Origin of the sequence: Devosia sp. UYZn731 (genome assembly GCF_040546795.1) — a bacterium.
GTDB lineage: Bacteria > Pseudomonadota > Alphaproteobacteria > Rhizobiales > Devosiaceae > Devosia.
In genome coordinates this window covers 291,722-309,376 of record NZ_JBEPOL010000005.1, presented here as the reverse complement: position 1 = coordinate 309,376, position 17,655 = coordinate 291,722, and the positions used below count along the sequence as shown (strand labels likewise).

Here is a 17,655-nt window from a genome sequence, read left to right as displayed (position 1 = left end):
CCGCTCACGAGCGGGCCGTTTTGCTTTCACAGGGCCATGCCGGGCGCAACCACAGACAGGTCCTTGGGCATGGCTGCCATTGCGGTATTGGTGCCGCTGAAGCCGTGGATGTAGTTGTGGCTACCCGAAAAGCTCATGATGGGCTGGTATTGGGCATAGGCCGTGTCGAGGTTCAGCCGGCTCGTGACATTGTCGAGTACATAACTGCCCGCGCCGATATGGGCGACCAGAACCGCGTGGAACAACTGCCGGCGCGTGTCCTGCAGAACGACGAGTTGCAACTGCTCCGCCGGCACACCCAGGCTGCGCAGCAGCCAGAATTTGGCAATGGCGAAGTCCTCGCAATCACCCGCACCCTTGCGGGCGATCTCGGAGGGCGTGGCCCAATAGTCGCCGACGCCCCAAAGCGCGGTGTCCTCACGGTATTTCATCGCCCCATTGACCGAGCGGTTGACCAGACCAAGCATCGCCAGGTCAGACAGTCCATCGGCCTGACCGGCGACGCCCCGTAGGGTGTTGGCAAATCGGGTGTTGCAACCCGCAAGACCGCTGCTCGCACAGTCAGGCCCGAACATCGCCCGGAAGTCTACCTGGGTTACCTGCCGCCATTTTTCTGCTGCCGGAAGGCGGGCGGCAGAGATGGCAACCGAGCCGAATACGCCCAGATCTATTGCGGGTGCGGAAACCGGCGAAGTCGTCGCAAAGCCGGTCGCGGGCTGGAAGGCGCTGGCAACGGACATGCCGCTGCTGATGACCGTACGCGAAATTTTGATCAGCTGAGGGCGGCCCATATCGGGATTGTGGGCGAAGCTCGAGGTAACGGGCGCAATAGAGAAAAGCCCCATGGCGGTCGTCAAAACAAATACTGCTCTTCTGAGCATCGTTGCCTCCTGATTACTTACAGGAAGCTATCCGAAATGCCATAAAACTTCATAAAATGACGTAGTATATTATGGATATACAAATTCGATAAAATTTTACGAGATTTTATGTCGCTATGCCGCATCCTGTTTTCGACGTGATCGATAAAATTGCACACAGCCTCATCAACGAAGATTGAGACCTGCATGGCATCCTGGCGGCATAACAATTAGGGGCACATGATGGGCACATTGAAAGATTGGCTGGCGGGATTGACAGGTGGGCCGAACGATCGCGCTGACCGGCGCCAGAATGAGCGCCCCGCGCCCATCGCCATTCAGCCTGGCGATCTTGATCCGCTCACCGGCGCCCTGCGCGGCGAACGTTTCATGGCCATGATGGCGGCCGAGCAGGCGTTGCAACCCGGCGCCCTGTTGTTGATAGACATGACGGACCGCGCCGATGGTCTCACCTCTGGCAATCCCGACACATCCGATGAGGCATTGATGCTCCTGGCTCAGGCGATCCGCCAGGCCGTGCGGTACGACGATCTGGTGGGGCATGTCGAAGGCTACCGCTTTGCGGTCCTGTTGCGCGGGGCTCCACAGCCCTTGGCGGACGCGATCGCCCAGCGCATTTGCGATTCCGTGGATGATACGGTGTTCTTGACGCATGAAGGCATAACTCAGCTTGAGGTCGCCGTGGGCGGGGCCGTGTTTAAGCAGGGAAACGGGCGGGATTTGTACACAGATGCCCAGAAGGCCCTGGACGCGGCGCGCCACGCCGATGGCCAGCGCTTTTGGATAGTCGAACGGAAATAGGCACTGCCCCACGGATGGCGCGAAGGACCCCGGCCGTGTGCATGGGCCACGGTCGTCGCTCAATACAAGTTGGAGGTCGCAGGGGCAAACCTGCATCGTCTTAACGAATTGGAAGGAAAGCGGTTCCACAACCGAAAGGATCGCATTTGCCGCTAACTGTTCCGATACGGTCCGGTCGCCGCCTAGTGCAGCGAGTCGCGCTGTGTAAACACCACGAGGCGCTGGCCGGGATCGACCAGCAGCAGCACGCCGCGCCCGAAGCTGTAATAGGCGCCCGGCTCTGTGCCGATGTGGGCGCTCCTGGCCTGCCACTCCGCACTCAGCCCACAGGCGAGGCCACCCCAGACATAGCCGTCAACGCTCCAGTCTGCCTGCGCATCCGAATCCACCGGCGTCTGCTGCCATGGCGCATAGCGCCATTCGCCGCTCTCGATCGGCCCGCTCATGGTGGTAAAAGCGCTGAGCCCGTCCTTTTCGATCGCGAGGGCGGTGGCCTCGTCAAGGGCAAAGACCTGGGACGTGCAGTCCTTGAAGATATCCCAGCCCCAGCCCAGGCTGTCGCCGACCTTGAGGCCTGCGGGCAGTTTCTCTTGTCCGTTCGATGCCTGCGCCCATAAGGGCAGGCTCAACACTAGCAACGATAACGTGATCAGGCCCGCTCTGCGCATTTCGGCTCCTTCGTTGGGAGCCGCACTAGCATTGCGCCGATGAACGCAGACCGACAGTTCCAAGGCACCGCCAGTACCAAAAATGATCGGCACCCCTCGTCCGATCGACCCCGCACCGACCGCCGTCGTCAACCCGGTACAATTAGCATGTAATACGACACCTTTACCGCTCGCTGTCGGACCCATATGGTGCGCGCAGGAGCCGGGGGGCTTTGCTAGGGGTTGGATATGCAGCGTCTATTCGCGTTCGCCGTGTGGCTTTGTGCGGCCTTTTTCTTCGCCTTGGCCCTGACGGCCCCCGCTGCTGCTCAAAAAATATCGCTGATGAAGGGCACTGATCTGCCCGGCTTCGACTATTCCATCCTCAAGGACGTCGACCTCGATGCCTGCCAGAGCGCGTGCAAGGATGATCGCATCTGCCGCGCCTTCACCTTCAACGAACAAACCAATTGGTGCTTCCTCAAGGGCGACGTCGGTCCCGAGACGGCGTTTGCCAAGGCCACGTCCGGCCGGGTCGACCGATCGCCGATCCCCGCTGTTACCGCCGCGGCGCGCCAGTCCGAATTGCCGTTTCCCGCGCAGAGCGTGATCGACAGCGCGCGCAGCTTCGCCCAGGCGCTGCCGCAGTCCGACCCGGCGCCCCCCAAGACCACCTACGCCGATCTGCTGGCCGCCGGTGATCAGGCAGCCGAGCAGGCCAACACCGCCGCGGCCCTGCTGGCCTATCGCCAGGCGCTCGGCCTCAACGACAACGACCCGGCAGTGTGGCTGAAGCTGGCCACTGTCGCCCTCAACCAGGCCGATGCCGTTGCCGGCCAGCCCGAAGGCGACAACAGCGCCGATCTCGGCCAGCTTGGCCTGTCGGCGGCGCTCAACGCGTTCCTGCAGTCCCAGACCCTCGAGGAGCGCACGCCCGCTCTCGCCGCCGTCGCGCATGGCCTCGAATATGCGCAGATGTGGCGCGAAGCCATCGCCACCTATCGCGCGCGCCTGGCCCTGGCCCCAGATGCTGAACTCGACGCTCATCTCGATAAGGTCGTGGCCGAACACGGCTTCCGAATCACCTCCAACGAGGTCGATGCCGAAGCCACCACGCCGCGCGTCTGCGTTGTGTTCTCCGATCCGCTGCCCACCAGCAACACGGACCTGTCGAGCTATATCACCGTCGAGAACGCTCCCAAGATCGCGGTGGAAACCGAAGAAAGCCAGATCTGTATCCAGGGCCTGGAACATGGCGGTCGCTATAATATCAAGGTCCGTGCCGGCCTGCCTTCGGCCGATAATGAGAGCCTGCGTAAGGACGTGGTGCTCAATGTCTACATCCCCGACCGCTCGCCCTTCGTGGCCTTCGCCAACAATGCCTATGTGATGCCTGCCGGTCTCGGCGGCGGCCTGCCGATCACCTCGGTCAATGCCGCAAGCGCTGATATCACCATCTACCGCATCGGCGATCGCTCGATCGCCACTGCCGTGCGCAACGGCATTTTCGCCGGCACGCTCAGCGGCTATTCGGCCAGCGACGTTGCCAACCAATATGGCGAGCAAATCTGGACCGGCCAGGTCGACCTTGCTCAGGGCAAGCCCAACGAGTTGACCACCACCGCCATCCCCGTCAGCGAAGCTCTGACCGATATCGCCCCGGGCGCCTATGTGGTGACCGGCAAGGTCACCAAGGCCGCTACCCCCAATGATGACGGCGATTATGATGATCTCGCCACCCAGTGGTTCATCGTCACCGATATGGGCCTGACCACCATTTCGGGCGATGACGGCGTGCATGCCTTCGTGCGCTCGCTGAGCACGGCCGAGCCGATCGTTGGCTCCAAGGTCCGCCTCGTGGCGGTCAATAACGAAATCCTGGGCGAAGCCACCACCGATGCCGATGGCCAGGCTGTGTTCGCGCCCGGCCTCGCCCGTGGCACCGGCGGTCGCGCCCCGCAATTGCTGGTCGCCGAAACCACCGAGGGCGATTACGCCTTCCTCGACATGTCGAAAACCGCGTTCGACCTGACCGATCGCGGCGTCGAGGGTCGCCCGTCGCCAGGTCCGCTCGATGCCTTCGCCAGCACCGAACGCGGCGTCTATCGTCCCGGCGAAACCGTGTTCCTCACTGCGCTGCTGCGTGATGTGCACGCCAAGGCCGTGCTCGATCTGCCGCTGACGCTGCAAGTCGAACGTCCCGATGGCGTCCTCGCCTCCACCGAGCTGCTCAAGGACAGCGGTGCCGGCGGCTACTTCGCCGCCCTGCCCATGGTGGCCGATGCCATGCGCGGCGCCTGGACCCTGCGCCTTTACGCCGATCCAAAAGCCGAGGCGCTGACCAGTACCACCTTCCTCGTCGAAGACTTCGAGCCCGAACGCCTGGCCTTCGAAATCTCCGCGCCCGACGCGCCGATGCAGATCGGCGAGCCGAACCCGATCAATGTCGCCGCTAAATATCTCTACGGCGCCACCGCTCCCAACCTGTCCGTCGAAGCCGATGCCGTGCTGCGTCCGGTCACTACGCTCAAGGACTATCCCGGCTATACCTTCGGCCGCCTCGACGACACTATCGAAACCAGCCGCGAGCCCCTGGGCGAAGTTGGCGTCACCGATGAAAGCGGCAACGTCGTCGCCAACGTCACCTTGCCTGATCCCGGCGTCACCACGCGTCCGCTGGAAGCCCAGGTCATCATGCGCCTGGTCGACACCAACGGCCGCACGGTCGAGCGCACACTGTCTCGTCCCGTCCTCGCCACCGTCAACCGCATTGGCGTCAAGCCGCAGTTCTCCGATGGCAACGGCATTGCCGATGGCAGCCAGGCCAGCTTCGACGTCATCTCCGTGGGTCCGGGCGGCGAAACCATCGACAACACCGACCTCAACTGGACCCTGTCGCGCGTCGACAGCAACTACCAGTGGTATCGCGACGGCAGCACCTGGAAGTGGGAATCCATCACCACCACGCGTGAAGTGGCCAACGGCTCGGTCGATACTTCGGCCACCGGTCCCGTCACTGTCGGCGCCGCCGTCAATTACGGCCTCTATCGCCTTGAAATCACGAGCACGGGCGAAAACCCGACCTCGACCAGCTACGAATTCTATGCCGGCTACTATTATCCCGAGGCCGGTTCGGACACGCCAGACACCCTCAAGGTCGCGCTCGACAAGCCGAGCTACAAGGCCGGCGACACCGCCGTGCTGCGCCTCGATCCGCAATTCGCCGGCACCGCTCTGGTCATGGTGGTCGATGACCGCATCATCGACATGAAGGCCGTCCCGGTTCCCGCCGAAGGCGCCTCCATCGACCTCCCCGTCACCGCTGACTGGGGTCCGGGTGCTTACGTGACCGCCATTCTCTATCGCCCCGCCAGCGTCGCCGAGAAGCGCATGCCGGCTCGTGCGCTGGGTCTGGCCTATGCGGACGTCGATCCCGGCGATGCCAAGCTGACCGTCAATCTCGACGTTCCAAAAGTGTCGCTGCCGCGTCAGCCCTTTACCGTCAAGGTTGCGCTCCCCAATGCCACTGCCGGCCAGAAGGCCTATGTGGCCGTGGCCGCCGTCGACCTGGGTATTCTCAACCTGACCAATTTCCAGACTCCCGATCCGGATGGCTGGTATTTCGGCCAGCGCCAGCTCGGCATGGATGTCCGCGACCTCTACGGCTCGCTGATCGATCCGACCCAGGGCCTGCCAGGCGCCTTGCGCTCCGGCGGTGACGGCGCTGCCGCTCGCCTCGGCACGCCCCCGCCAACTTCGGTCCTCGTCGCCCTCCATTCGGGCATCGTGGAAGTCGGCGCCGATGGCACCGCCACCGTGACCTTCGACATGCCGGACTTCTCGGGCACCGTGCGGGTCATGGCCATGGCCTGGTCCGCCGATGCGGTGGGCCACAGCTCCGCCGACGTCATCGTGCGCGATCCGGTCGTGATCAACATGAGCCCGCCGCGCTTCCTGCGGCTGGACGATACCTCGCGCTTGCTGGTCGAGATCAACAATATCTCGGGCCCCGCCGGCGCCTATAAGGTCGCTCTCACCACCGGTGAAGGCCTCTCCACCGACGCCGCGCAAACCAGTGTCGATCTCGCCGCTGGCGCCCGCACGTCCCTTAATCTGGGATTGACCGGCACCGCCATCGGCGACCAGAAGCTGACGCTGACCGTCACCGATCCAACCGGCAAGGCCACCGTCAAGGCCCTGACCCTGGGTGTGCGTGCCGCCAGCGGCCCGCAGACCACCAGCAAGCTACTGACCATCGAGCCGGGCGCCACCGTCACCATCGACGGCAGCTATTTCGCCGGCCTCGTCGATCATTCGGCATCCATGACCCTCGGGATCGGGCCGGTCGCCCGCCTCGATATCCCCGAACTGCTGCTGGCACTCGATCGCTACCCCTATGGCTGCTCCGAGCAGATCACCAGCCGCGCCATGCCGCTGCTCTACCTCAACGAGGTGGCGCAGATGATCCAGATGGGCACCGATGCCGAGCTGGATCAGCGCCTCAAGGATGCCATCACCTCGCTCCTGTCCAACCAGACTTCGACCGGCGGCTTCGGCCTCTGGGGTCCGCTGAGCACCTCCGATCTGTGGCTTGACTCCTATGTCACCGACTTCCTGCTGCGCGCCAAGGCGGCGGGCTATGTGGTGCCGGACCTCGCCATGAACATGGCGCTGGATAATCTGGGCAATCAGGTTTCCTACGCCGCCGACTTCGATAATGGCGGCCAGGACGTGGCCTACGCGCTCTACGACATGGCCCGTGCCGGTCGTGCCGCCATTGGCGATCTGCGCTACTATCTTGAAGCGCGCCTCGATGCCTTCGGCTCACCCTTGGCCAAGGCCCAGCTCGGCGCTGCCTTGGCTCTCTATGGCGACGGCACCCGCGCGGCGACCGCCTTCCAGGCCGCCGTCGAGGCCCTGAAAGAACCCGAAGCCAAGAACGTCTACCGCACCGACTACGGCAGCCGCATGCGCGACACTGCCGCCGTTCTGGCACTGGCGTCGGAGTTCAAGCCGGAGGGCGTCGATATCGCCACCCTGACGGCGAGCCTCGCCAAGGCGCGAGACTTGGCCCGTTACACCTCGACCCAGGAAGACGCCTGGACCCTGGTTGCCGCCGCGGCCGTCGCCCAGAATACTGCCGATAGCGCCATCACCGTCGATGGCAAGGACCTGACCGGCTCTGTCTATCAGCGCTTTGATCAGGAGCACTTTGACGGCGGCACCGCCGTGACCATCGTCAACAACGGCGCCGCGGCCACGCAGGCTAAGGTCTCCGTAACCGGCATCCCGGCGGTTCCGCCGGAAGCCAGCAGCGAGGGCTTCACCATCAGCCGCGAATTCTTCCAGCCTGATGGCACCGCCTTCGATATGGGGACCAGCCCGGTCAGCCAGAACGATCGCTTCGTTGTGCTGCTGACCATGCGGGCCTCGACCACCGGCTCCGGCCAATATGTGGTCGCCGATCCGCTGCCGGCCGGTTTCGAAATCGAAAACCCCGACCTGTCTGCGGCCGGCGTTGCCGATCTGTCTTGGCTCCCGGCGCTGGATCAACCCAGCCACGTGGAATCGCGGACCGATCAATATGTCGCCGCCTTCCAGTACGGCACCGATCAGGCGCCCTTCAAGGTGGCCTACATGGTGCGGGCCACCGCGCCGGGAACCTTCGTGCTCCCTGGCGCCACCGTCGAGGACATGTACCGTCCTGAACTGCGCGCCAATACCGCGGCGGGCAGCATCGAGATCTCCGCGACCGGCCCATGACCGACGCGGCGACCGCCTCCGAACCAACGCCGGAGCTCATCCCTGAGCCCCGGCGTAAACTGCCGATCTGGCGCCTCCTCGCCGCCGGCCTGGTCGTATTACTGTGCCTGGGGGCCGGTGGCGCCTGGTACGGCTTCGGCGTCATTCGCGACATCCGTGCCACCCTGCCGGCTACGCCCGATATCGCCACCATCCCCGTCTCGACCGCCGTGGTGGATCGCCAGGGCGATCTGCTGCGGCCCTTCACCACCGCTGATGGACGCTGGCGCCTGCCGGTCACGGTGGGGCAGGTGGACCGGCATTTCGTCGACATGCTGATCGCCTATGAGGACCAGAATTTCGAGACCAATAATGGCATCGAATGGTCCGCCATGCTGCGCGCGGTCGGCCAGTTCGTCGGCGCCGGCGGCCATGTGGTGTCCGGCGGCTCCACCCTCACCATGCAGGTGGCGCGGCTGATCGAGGGCGAACCCACGCGCAATCTCTGGGGCAAGGTGCGCCAACTGGTGCACGCCGACGCGCTGGCCCATCGCCTGACCAAGGAACAGATCCTCACGCTCTACCTGACGCTGGCCCCCTATGGCGGCAATATCGAGGGCATCCGCGCCGCCAGCCTCACCTATTTCGGCAAGGAGCCGACGCGGCTGACCACCGCTGAATCCGCCCTCTTGGTGGCGCTGCCGCAATCTCCCGAAGCGCGCCGTCCCGATCGCGATCCCAAGGCCGCCGAAGCCGGCCGCAACAGCGTGCTCGATCGCCTGGTCAGTCAAGGCGCCATCGCCCAGGAAGAAGCCGACGCCGCCAAGCGCGAGCCTATCCCAACCGCGCGCAAACCCTTCCCCATGCTCGCCGCCCACATGGCGCAACAGGCGGTCAAGGCCCAGCCCACCGCGCGGCGCATCGAACTCACCGTCGACCGCCGCCTGCAATCCGCGCTGGAGCGGCTGGGGACGGGCAGGGCCACCCAGCTTGGCCCAAAAGTCTCCGTAGCCATCGTCGTTGCCGATCAGGCCAGTGGCAATATCCTGGCCTCGGTCGGCTCCGCCGGTCTCTTCGCCGAACAAAGCCAGGGCTATGTCGATATGACCTCGGCGGTGCGCTCGCCTGGCTCGACACTAAAACCCCTGATCTACGGCCTCGCCTTCGAGCTGGGCCTCGCCCACCCCGAAAGCCTGATCGAGGATCGCCCCACCGCCTTCGGTGGCTACGTCCCGGTCAATTTCGACGGCTTCAGCCGCGGCACCGTCACCATCCGCCAAGCACTGAGCGAGTCCCTCAATATCCCCGCCATCGTCGTGCTCGACGCCGTCGGCACCGCCCGGCTGGTGTCGCGCATCAAGCGCGCCAATGCCAATCCGCTATTGCCCGACAATACCGCACCCGGCCTCGCCATCGGCCTCGGCGGCGTCGGCGTCACCCTCCGCGACCTAGTCTCCATCTATGCTGCCATCGCCCGTGGCGGCTCCCCGGTCATGCTCAATGACGGCGTCAAGCCGCGCGCTACCGAGCCCGCCAATGCGGCGCTGGTGCTCGATCCGGCAGCGGCCTGGTATGTCTCCGATATCCTCGCCGACGTGCCGCCGCCCCTTAATGGCTCACCCGGCCGCATCGCCTACAAGACCGGCACCTCCTACGGCTACCGCGACGCCTGGGCGATCGGTTATGACGGCAAGACCGTCATCGGCGTCTGGGTCGGTCGGCCGGATGGTGAGCCGGTGCCCGGCATTTCCGGCATCACCGCCGCCGCCCCGGTGCTGTTCGAAGCCTTCGATCGCCTCGGCACCCCGGCAGTGCCACTACGCGCCGCCCCGCCCGGCGTGCTGGTCGCTTCCAATTCGCAATTGCCCGCCCCGCTCAAGCGCTTCCGCCACCCCGATGACAATATGGTCAATCGCGACGCCGCCCCCGAAATCGCCTTCCCCACTGACGGCGTCGATGTCGATCTGGGCATCGCCTCGGGCGCCGACCTCCCCCTGATCGTCAAGGTGCGCAACGGCGTGCCGCCCTTCACCTTCTTCGCCAATGGCGCCCCGTTCGGCCGCTCCGCATTCGCCCGCCAGAATGCCTGGAAGCCCGACGGGCCGGGCTATGTGACCCTGTCGGTGGTCGATTCCGAAGGCCGTTCCGACGACGTCACGGTCTTCCTCGACTGACCGCCTGCGGCCGTTTCACCGTTTCGGCATTGTCATCGTTCTGTCATCCCGACGTCATCCCCCGGTTTTCTTGGGTCCGTATTCGGGGCCGGTTCATACCGACCCTGGGGGCCTTACCATGCACATTAAAAACCTGTCCGTCGTCCTGACGGCTGCATTGCTCACCTCGACCGCCATCCCGGCCATTGCCGCGCCGGTGTTCAATCGTATTGCCAGCTTCCCCGTCGAGCTCAACGCGCCCGACGCCGATGCCACTTCCTCCGAAATCATCACTGCGACCGATGACGGCATGATGCTGATCTATTCCGATAGCCCCAATGGTGGCATCGGCTTCCTCGACGTGACCGACGCCAAGGCGCCAAAGCCCGCCGGTTACCTGGATATGGGCGGCGAGCCCACTTCGGTCACCGTGATCGGCGCCAAGGCCTATGTGGCCGTCAACACCCGTAAGGATTTCATCGAGCAAACCGGCAAGCTGGTCGTGGTCGATATCGCCAGCAAGAGCGTCGATGGCGAATTCCAGCTCGGCGGCCAGCCCGACTCGATCGCCCACAACAAGGCCGGCACGATCCTCGCGATCGCCATCGAGAACGAGCGCGATGAAGAGGTCAATGACGGCGCCATCCCGCAGATGCCCTCGGGCTTCCTGGTTGTGGTCAATCTGGTCGACGGCAAGGTCACCGAAGACGGCATCAAGCGTGTCGAAGTGACCGGCCTGTCCGATATCGCCCCCGAGGATGCCGAGCCCGAATTCGTCGCCTTCAACGACAATGACGAAATTGCCCTCACGATGCAGGAAAACAACTGGATCGTCATCGTCGACGCCAAGACCGCCACGGTCACCGGCGGCTTTACCGCTGGCTCGACCTCGGTCGAAGGCGTCGATACCAAGAATGACGGCCAGATCGTCTTCACCGGCAAGAAGGACGACCTGCTGCGCGAACCTGACGCGGTCAAATGGCTCGATGCCGACCGCATCGTCGTCGCCAATGAAGGCGACTGGAACGGTGGCTCGCGCGGTTTCACCATCTTCAATCGCGATGGCTCGGTGAACTGGGACTCGGGCAATACGCTCGACGTCATGGCTGCCCAGATGGGTCACTATCCCGACAAGCGCAACAAGAAGGGTGTCGAGCCCGAGGGCCTGGAAGTCGCCACCATCGGCGATACCCAGTTCATTTTCGTGGCCGAGGAACGCTCGTCCCTGATCGCAGTCTATAAGGATACCGGCGCTGCGCCGGAATATCTGCAGTCGTTGCCCTCGGGCATGTCGCCTGAAGGTCTCGTGGCCATTCCCGGCCGCAACCTGCTGGCCACCGCCAATGAAACCGACCTGCGCGCCGATGGCCTCGCCGGTTCGCACGTCATGCTCTATGAACTGGCCGAAGGCACCGCCGCCTATCCCCAGCTCGTTTCCGATCTCGACGCAGACGGTCACCCCATCGGCTGGGCTGCTATCTCCGGCGCCGTTGCCGATGCCGAAAAGCCCGGCATGCTCTACGCCGTGTCCGATAGCGTCCTGACCAACGCCCCGGCGATCTACGAGATCGACGCCACTGCCAAGCCGGCCCATATCGTCGGCAAGACTATCATCACCCGTGGTGGGAATCCCGCCCAGAAGCTCGATCTCGAAGGCATCACGCTAGACGGTGAAGGCGGCTTCTGGTTGGCGTCCGAGGGCGACGCTGCCAAGCTGGTCCCCCAGGCCCTGTACCATGTCGATGCCGATGGCGCGATCGTTGCGGAAGTGCCGTTCCCGCCCGCGCTGATGGCTGGTGCGGTCCGCTTCGGTTCTGAAGGCGTTGCCCTGGTTGGCACCGGCGACGACGCCACCCTGTGGGTTGCGATGCAGCGCGAATGGGCTGACGACGCCGCCGGCATGGTCAAGCTGATCGGCTACAACATCGCCTCTAAGGAGTTCTCGGCAGTCCACTACCCGCTCGAAACTCCGGTCGAAGGCACCTGGAATGGCCTGTCGGAAATCACCGTCCACGGCGACTACGCCTATATCGTCGAGCGCGACAACCAAGCTTCGCTCAAGGCCAAGCTCAAGGCGATCTACCGCGTCAAGCTGGCCGACCTGAAGGGCGCTCCGCTCGATGGCGAACTGCCGGTCGTCGCCAAGGAACTGGTGCGTGACCTGGTTCCGGATCTCGCCACCAACAATGGCTACATCGCCGACAAGGTCGAGAGCTTTGCCATCGACGCTGCCGGCACCGGCTTCGTCATCACCGACAATGACGGTGTCGATGACAGCTCGGGCGAGACCTTCTTCTGGTCGATCGGCGACGTGAAGTAAGCTTCACCCACCCTTTGAAATGCGATCGGCCGGGCACAAGCCCGGCCGATTTGTTTTGTGCGGCGCTGTGGCTCAGGCGACGGCGCGCTGGCTCAGCGCGTCATAGGGGCGGCGGTCCACCCAGGCGTTGAGATCGAAGTTCTGCTCGAGGAAGCCCCATTCATAGAGGAAATCCTTATAGTGGCCGATCGCCGCCACCAGCTCGGGCTCAAGCCCGATGCCCAGGTGGTGGTGCAGGTCCGGCCCATTGGCCGAAGCCACCACTTCCTCCGACGCGCCTACTTCCTTGGCGACGAAACGGCGCACGTCATCGGGATGCGCCACCGCCCAGTCGCTCGCGCGCTGCAGCGTCGCGATCAGCTTGCTGACCAGGTCCGGGCGATCTTCGGCCAGCCGCTCGTCGACGGTCAGCACCCGCGGCGAGCCCGAATTGATGCGGATTTTCGGATCGGGGTGAAATCCGAACTCGGCCACGGTATGCGTCGCGAACAGGTTGGCGACGTTGATCCCCGCCGTGCCCTTGACGAAGATGGCGTCGACCGTGCCGGCCAGCAGCGCCGCGATTTCGGGTCCATAGGCCTGCCGGTTGCGCAGCCCATAAAGCTGCGGCCCCTCGCGCCCGTCGAGCACGCTATCGGTCAGCGCAATATCGACGATCTCGACCTGGTTGTGGCTGAGCCCCTCCAGCGACAGCGCCGAGGTCAGGCCCTTGAGCGCCGTCGCCGCCATGAAATCGACGATCCCGGATGGGCGGCGGGCGATGCCGAAGCGGCGGCCGACCAGGTCTTTGGTGGTCTTGATGCCGCTGCCGGGCAGGGTGATGATGGCCTGAAATTCGTCGGTCCAGGTGATGCCGACCAGCCGCGTGGTCTTGCCGTCCGAACGCGCCCGAATGGGCGGCACATTGCCGCCATGACGGAACGAATAGCTCAGGTGATGGTCGAAATGGCTGGTCCGGATCGCTCGGTCCTGGCTATCGATGATCGACTTGAGGGTGATGCCCTCCTTGGCGAAGGTCTCGTCCAGATAGCCGAGCTGCACCGCCAGCCCCACCGGGGTCGGCACCGGGCATCGCGTGTACCAGATTTCCGAAATGCTGTTCTGAAGCGTCATCGTCCCTCTCCTTGATTGCCAAAACCGTTTTCCAACCCGCATGCCGGCCTTGGAGCATTATTGCTCGGCGGCCTTCGGATTAGATAAAACTTGCTTTTGAACCGTATTTTAGGCCAGTTCTGGAATTGAAAATCCGGAAACAGCCGAATGACGGGATCAATTTGCTCTATCACGTTTGACAAACACTATAAACTTAGTCAACATTAATTTGCGAGATCACCCGGGCCTCTCGGCGCGTGTCCGGCGGATCGTGGCGGCGCCTTTTGGGCGCTCCGTTCAATCGAGAGACGACGTCATGTCCAGTCTGCCCAGGATTGCCCGAGCGCTACGGCGCACGCTGCTGCAGGCGATACCGACCGTGATCGGCATCGTCATTCTCAACTTCTTCCTGTTGCAACTGGCCCCCGGCGACGCCGCCGACGTGATGGCCGGCGAGGCGGGTTCGGCCACCGAGGAGACCATGGCGGCGATGCGCGAGCGCTTCGGCCTTAATTTGCCGATGCTCGATCAACTGCTGACCTATCTCAACAATCTCGCCCATTTCAGCCTCGGCTTTTCGCCGCGCTACAGCATGCCCGTGGCCGATCTGATCGGCCAACGCCTGCCCGGCACGCTGACCCTGATGGCCATGGCGCTGGCCATCGCCATCCTGATCGGCCTGACCCTAGGCTCGATCATGGCGGCCTTTGCGGGCCGCCTGCCAGATCGGCTGATCTCGATCTTTTCGCTGCTGTTCTATTCGGTGCCCGGCTTCTGGATCGGCCTGATGCTGATCGTCTTGTTCTCAGTCACCCTCGGCTGGCTGCCCAGCGGTGGCAATGGCACCATCGGCGCCGATCTCAGCGGCTGGGCCGGCATTGTCGACAAGGCGCGCTACATGGTGCTCCCCGCCACCTCGCTGGCGCTGTTCTATGTCGCCATCTACGCCCGCCTGACCCGCGCCGCCATGCTCGAAGTGCGCAACCAGGATTTCGTGCGCACCGCCTATGCCAAGGGCCTGTCGCCCGCCGTCGTGACCGTGCGTCACATCCTGCGCAATGCGCTGATCCCCATCACCACCATGGCGGGCATGCATGTCGGCGGCATGCTGGGCGGCGCTGTCGTGGTCGAGACTGTCTATAGCTGGCCCGGCCTCGGCCGGCTCGCCTTCGAGGCCGTGATGGGCCGCGATTATACCGTTCTGCTGGGCATTCTGCTGCTGTCCTCGCTGTTGGTCATCCTGGCCAATGCGGTCGTCGATATCGTGCAGACCTGGCTCGATCCCCGCATTGGAGAGCTCTGATGTCCACCACCGACCTTAACGCGCCGAGCATTGCCCTGGCGGGCGCCCGACAGGGTGCGTCGCGGCCCGAAGCCACCCAGCAACCCGAGTGGCACAATCTGCGCGCCCCCGATGCGCGCACCACCATGACGGCAGCGGTGACGGTTCCGCCCGGCCGGCGTGAACTGCGCATCTTCTTCAGCAATCCCAATGCGCTGTTCGGCGTCACCTTCCTGTCCACCATAGTACTGATCGCCATCTTCGCTCCGCTGATCTCGCCCGGCGATCCGCTGGGCATGGTGGCCACGCCCTTCCTGTGGCCGGGCCAGGATTGGGCCTATCCCCTCGGCACCGATGCCATGGGGCGCGATGTCCTGTCGGGCATCGTGCATGGCTCGCGCATTTCGCTGTTCGTCGGCCTCGCAGCGACCGCCCTCGGCCTGAGCGTCGGCGTGGTGGTCGGTGCGGTCGCGGGCTATTTCGGCGGCTGGGTCGATGACGTGCTGGTGCGCATCATCGAGATCTTCCAGACCCTGCCCAATTTCGTGCTGCTGGTGGTGCTGGTCGCCATCGCCCAGCCTTCGGCGCTCACCGTCACGGTGGCCATCTCCATCGTCTCCTGGCCCATGGTGGCGCGACTGACGCGTGCCGAATTCCGCGCCATTCGCGCCACGGACTACGTGATGGCCGCGCGCAGTCTCGGCTTCAGCCGCGCCCGCATCATTTTCTCCGAAATCCTGCCCAATGCGCTGCCGCCGCTGATCGTCACCGCCTCGGTCATGTTTGCCTCGGCCATCCTGATGGAATCGGCGCTGAGCTTCATGGGCCTGGGCGATCCCAACGTCGTCAGTTGGGGCTCGATGATCGGCACCGGCCGCGAACTGATCCGCACCGCCTGGTATCTGACCCTGCTGCCGGGCCTCGCCATCGTCTTCACCGTGCTGGCGCTGAACCTGATCGGCGATGGCCTCAACGACGCCCTCAATCCGCGCTTTTCCGAGGAACGGTCATGAGCCGCCTGCTCGAAGTCGAAGACCTCACCATCCGCTTCGGCACTGCCGAGCCGGTCCGGCATCTGAGCTTCTCCCTCGACCGCGGCGAGACGCTGGCGGTGGTGGGAGAATCGGGTTCCGGCAAGTCCCTCAGCGCCTTGGCGCTGATGCGCCTGCTGCCGCGAAATGCCCGCATTCCCAATGGCGCCATTCGCTTCGAAGGCACCAACCTGCTCGAGCTCAAGGATCGGCAGATGCGCGCCGTGCGCGGTCGCGACATCGCCATGATCTTCCAGGAGCCGATGACCTCGCTCAATCCGGTCGCCACTATCGGCGCCCAGATCGTCGAAGTGCTGCGCCTGCACGAAAAGCTGTCGCGCAAGGCCGCCCGCCAGCGCGCCATCGAACTGCTCGACCTGGTCAAGATTCCCGATCCGGCCCAGCGCATCGACGACTATCCGCACCAGCTTTCCGGCGGTCAGCGCCAGCGCGTCATGATTGCCATGGCGGTGGCGTGCAAGCCCAAGCTGCTGATCGCCGACGAGCCGACCACGGCGCTCGATGCCACCATTCAGGCGCAGATTCTCGAACTTCTCGATGAGCTGCGCCGCAAGCTCTCCATGGGCCTGCTGCTGATCACCCATGACCTGGGGCTGGTCTCGCGCTGGAGCGATCGCGTTGTCGTCATGTATCACGGCGACAAGCTCGAGGAGCTTGCAACCGGCGATCTCTATGCCGCCGACCGCCACCCCTATACCAGCGGCCTGACGCAGGCCTCGATCCGGCTCGATGAGGAGGTGCACTACACCGCCCAGACGCTGGCCGAGGTGAAAGTCGTCCGCACTCCGCAGGGGCAGAACATCTACGACGTCAGGCAGCCCGAGCGCCGTGCGTTGCCGAGCCCGGTCAACGACCGCGAGCAACTGCTCGTGGTCAATAACCTCTCGGTGACCTACCAGAGCGGCTCCAAGGCCGGCAAGGCGCTCGACGGCGCCTCGCTCACCCTGGCGAAGGGAGAAACGCTGGGCATCGTCGGCGAAAGCGGCAGCGGCAAATCCACTCTTTCCAAGGCCGTCATGCGGCTGGTCAACAGCCAGGAGGGCAGCATCGTCTTCCAGGGCCGCGACATTTCCCGGCTTGGCGCACAGCAACTGCAGCCCGTGCGCCGTGACCTGCAGATGATCTTCCAGGACCCGTTCGGCTCGCTCAATCCGCGCAAGACCATCCGCGAAATCCTCGAAGCGCCGCTGATCGTGCATGGCGTCTCCAACGCCGCCGAACGCCGCCAGCGGCTGGCCGAAACCTTCGAGCATGTGCGCCTGCCCAGCATGGTAGCCGATCGGTATCCGCATGAGTTCTCCGGCGGCCAGCGCCAGCGCATCGGCATCGCCCGCGCGCTGATCCTGCGCCCCTCGCTGGTGATCTGCGACGAGCCGGTTTCGGCACTCGATGTGTCGATCCAGGCGCAGATCCTCAACCTCCTGGTCGAGCTCAAGACCAGCCTCGGCCTATCTTATCTGTTCATTTCCCATGACCTGGCCGTGGTGCAATATATCTCTGACCGGGTGATCGTCATGAAGGATGCCCGCATCGTCGAAGAGAGCGATCACCGCACCATCTGGCGCTCGCCCAAGACCGATTACACCCGCGCGCTGATCGCCGCGGCCAATGACAAAGGCGGCCGCCCGCTGGCGCCGCGACCCCGGCTCCACGCTCCGGCACCCTAATTCCACGACCAACTTACG

Annotated in this window: 10 protein-coding genes; 7 read left to right on the top strand and 3 right to left on the bottom strand. The window is 64.3% G+C overall.

Translation table 11 applies throughout. From position 1 onward, the window contains the following. Nucleotides 1–26 precede the first annotated feature (26 nt). Nucleotides 27–881 (bottom strand): transglutaminase-like cysteine peptidase, encoded by an 855-nt coding sequence (locus tag ABIB57_RS14410; protein WP_354041704.1) that lies wholly within the window; start codon nucleotides 879–881, stop codon nucleotides 27–29. 222 nt (nucleotides 882–1,103) lie between these two features. Between ABIB57_RS14410 and ABIB57_RS14405 the strand changes: the two genes are divergently transcribed. Next, nucleotides 1,104–1,682 (top strand): diguanylate cyclase domain-containing protein, encoded by a 579-nt coding sequence (locus tag ABIB57_RS14405; RefSeq protein WP_354041702.1) that lies wholly within the window; start codon nucleotides 1,104–1,106, stop codon nucleotides 1,680–1,682. A 182-nt stretch (nucleotides 1,683–1,864) separates the two neighbouring features. Here ABIB57_RS14405 and ABIB57_RS14400 read toward each other — a convergent pair whose 3' ends face one another. Then, nucleotides 1,865–2,350: a hypothetical protein gene (locus ABIB57_RS14400; protein WP_354041701.1), complete on the bottom strand. Its 486-nt coding sequence runs from the start codon at nucleotides 2,348–2,350 to the stop codon at nucleotides 1,865–1,867. A gap of 228 nt (nucleotides 2,351–2,578) precedes the next feature. Here ABIB57_RS14400 and ABIB57_RS14395 point away from each other — a divergent pair, with 228 nt between their 5' ends. The 3 genes from ABIB57_RS14395 to ABIB57_RS14385 all read left to right on the top strand — a co-directional run bounded on the left by ABIB57_RS14395 (nucleotide 2,579) and on the right by ABIB57_RS14385 (nucleotide 12,544). Beyond that, nucleotides 2,579–8,092 (top strand): alpha-2-macroglobulin family protein, encoded by a 5,514-nt coding sequence (locus ABIB57_RS14395; protein WP_354041699.1) that lies wholly within the window; start codon nucleotides 2,579–2,581, stop codon nucleotides 8,090–8,092. Next, nucleotides 8,089–10,245, top strand: a complete 2,157-nt coding sequence (gene pbpC, locus ABIB57_RS14390; RefSeq protein ID WP_354041698.1) for a penicillin-binding protein 1C — start codon at nucleotides 8,089–8,091, stop codon at nucleotides 10,243–10,245. Before ABIB57_RS14395 ends, pbpC begins: the two co-directional genes overlap by 4 nt. A gap of 118 nt (nucleotides 10,246–10,363) precedes the next feature. Beyond that, nucleotides 10,364–12,544 carry an esterase-like activity of phytase family protein gene (locus ABIB57_RS14385; protein ID WP_354041697.1) on the top strand — a complete coding sequence of 727 codons (2,181 nt, stop codon included), beginning with the start codon at nucleotides 10,364–10,366 and terminating at the stop codon, nucleotides 12,542–12,544. Between the two features lie 72 nt (nucleotides 12,545–12,616). Here the strand turns inward: ABIB57_RS14385 and ABIB57_RS14380 are convergent, their stop codons facing one another. Continuing rightward, complete coding sequence (locus ABIB57_RS14380; protein WP_354041696.1) at nucleotides 12,617–13,657, bottom strand: ABC transporter substrate-binding protein; 1,041 nt, start codon at nucleotides 13,655–13,657, stop codon at nucleotides 12,617–12,619. A 295-nt stretch (nucleotides 13,658–13,952) separates the two neighbouring features. On the opposite strand from ABIB57_RS14380, the gene ABIB57_RS14375 reads away from it, so the two are divergent. From ABIB57_RS14375 to ABIB57_RS14365, 3 genes are read left to right on the top strand one after another with little or no spacing between them, the layout of a single operon-like run. Then, on the top strand, nucleotides 13,953–14,939 hold the full coding sequence (locus ABIB57_RS14375; protein ID WP_354041694.1) for an ABC transporter permease: 987 nt from the start codon (nucleotides 13,953–13,955) through the stop codon (nucleotides 14,937–14,939). Continuing rightward, nucleotides 14,939–15,931, top strand: coding sequence for an ABC transporter permease (locus ABIB57_RS14370; RefSeq protein ID WP_354041693.1), 993 nt, complete (start codon nucleotides 14,939–14,941; stop codon nucleotides 15,929–15,931). The genes ABIB57_RS14375 and ABIB57_RS14370 overlap by 1 nt, the downstream gene beginning before the upstream one ends. Beyond that, a complete protein-coding gene (locus ABIB57_RS14365) occupies nucleotides 15,928–17,637 on the top strand; it encodes an ABC transporter ATP-binding protein (RefSeq protein ID WP_354041692.1) in 1,710 nt (569 codons plus the stop codon). Before ABIB57_RS14370 ends, ABIB57_RS14365 begins: the two co-directional genes overlap by 4 nt. Nucleotides 17,638–17,655 lie beyond the last annotated feature (18 nt).

What these genes read in the sequence shown, in the direction of transcription:
- ABIB57_RS14410 (WP_354041704.1), bottom strand. Translation starts at nt 881, where the DNA reads ATGCTCAGAAGAGCAGTATTTGTTTTGACGACCGCCATGGGGCTTTTC.
- ABIB57_RS14365 (WP_354041692.1), top strand. Translation starts at nt 15,928, where the DNA reads ATGAGCCGCCTGCTCGAAGTCGAAGACCTCACCATCCGCTTCGGCACT.
- pbpC (WP_354041698.1), top strand. Translation starts at nt 8,089, where the DNA reads ATGACCGACGCGGCGACCGCCTCCGAACCAACGCCGGAGCTCATCCCT.
- ABIB57_RS14400 (WP_354041701.1), bottom strand. Translation starts at nt 2,350, where the DNA reads ATGCGCAGAGCGGGCCTGATCACGTTATCGTTGCTAGTGTTGAGCCTG.
- ABIB57_RS14395 (WP_354041699.1), top strand. Translation starts at nt 2,579, where the DNA reads ATGCAGCGTCTATTCGCGTTCGCCGTGTGGCTTTGTGCGGCCTTTTTC.
- ABIB57_RS14370 (WP_354041693.1), top strand. Translation starts at nt 14,939, where the DNA reads ATGTCCACCACCGACCTTAACGCGCCGAGCATTGCCCTGGCGGGCGCC.
- ABIB57_RS14385 (WP_354041697.1), top strand. Translation starts at nt 10,364, where the DNA reads ATGCACATTAAAAACCTGTCCGTCGTCCTGACGGCTGCATTGCTCACC.
- ABIB57_RS14375 (WP_354041694.1), top strand. Translation starts at nt 13,953, where the DNA reads ATGTCCAGTCTGCCCAGGATTGCCCGAGCGCTACGGCGCACGCTGCTG.
- ABIB57_RS14380 (WP_354041696.1), bottom strand. Translation starts at nt 13,657, where the DNA reads ATGACGCTTCAGAACAGCATTTCGGAAATCTGGTACACGCGATGCCCG.
- ABIB57_RS14405 (WP_354041702.1), top strand. Translation starts at nt 1,104, where the DNA reads ATGGGCACATTGAAAGATTGGCTGGCGGGATTGACAGGTGGGCCGAAC.